At 66.2% G+C, this 716-nt stretch carries 2 protein-coding genes; both read left to right on the top strand.

Annotated features, from left to right (window positions below):
• Positions 1-531: Xre family toxin-antitoxin system antitoxin (locus AC1D01_RS37390; RefSeq protein WP_477874966.1), on the top strand; the 531-nt coding region annotated here is incomplete at its 5' end.
• Positions 528-716: RES family NAD+ phosphorylase (locus AC1D01_RS37385; protein WP_477874964.1), on the top strand; the 189-nt coding region annotated here is incomplete at its 3' end. The genes AC1D01_RS37390 and AC1D01_RS37385, both read left to right, overlap by 4 nt.

Here is a 716-nt window from a genome sequence, read left to right as displayed (position 1 = left end):
GGATTGAAGAGCACGACGCAGCAGGTGCCTGGGCGCAAGGCACGTCCGAAGGCGGTGTCGATCACGAACGTCACCTACAGCCCGAGCAAGGGGATCGACGACTTCGTGATGAACGTCCATGCCGCAGACCCGATGCGCCTGATCGAGACCGAGCGCAAAGGGGTCGCCGGCATCTTCGTGAAGGACCTGTCCAGGCGCATGGGCATCCCGGCGCAGCGCATGTTCGACATCCTCGGCGTGCCCAAGGCCACGGCCGAGAAGAAGGTCGCCGCAGGCGAACTGCTCACCGGCAACGGCGGGCGGGCTGCACTCGGGTTGGCCAGGCTGCTCGGTATCGCCCGGGACATCRTCGACAACTCGACCGCCCCCGAAGCCAAGGGCTTCGACTCAGCCAGGTGGCTCGGGCAATGGCTGGAGACATCCCAGCCCGCGCTCGGGGGGCGCAAGCCCGCGGACTTCATCGACACGCCCACGGGGCTGGCAGTCGTCACGAAGCTCCTCGGTGCCATCGAGAGCGGTGCGTACCAGTGATCCTTTGGCGGATTGCGACCGAGACACGCAAGCACGCAGCAGACGATCTGAGTGGAGGCGGTGCCGTCAGGAGCCCCGGCCGATGGAACGACGACGGACAGCCTGCGTTGTATACGGCACCGACGATTGCCATGGCAGTGCTCGAGACCGCGGCGCATGTCGATGACTCAGGCCTGCCCTTGAAC

This window comes from Rhizobacter sp. P3_B12 (assembly GCF_056402895.1).
This window is presented reverse-complemented; position numbering and strand designations above follow the sequence as displayed.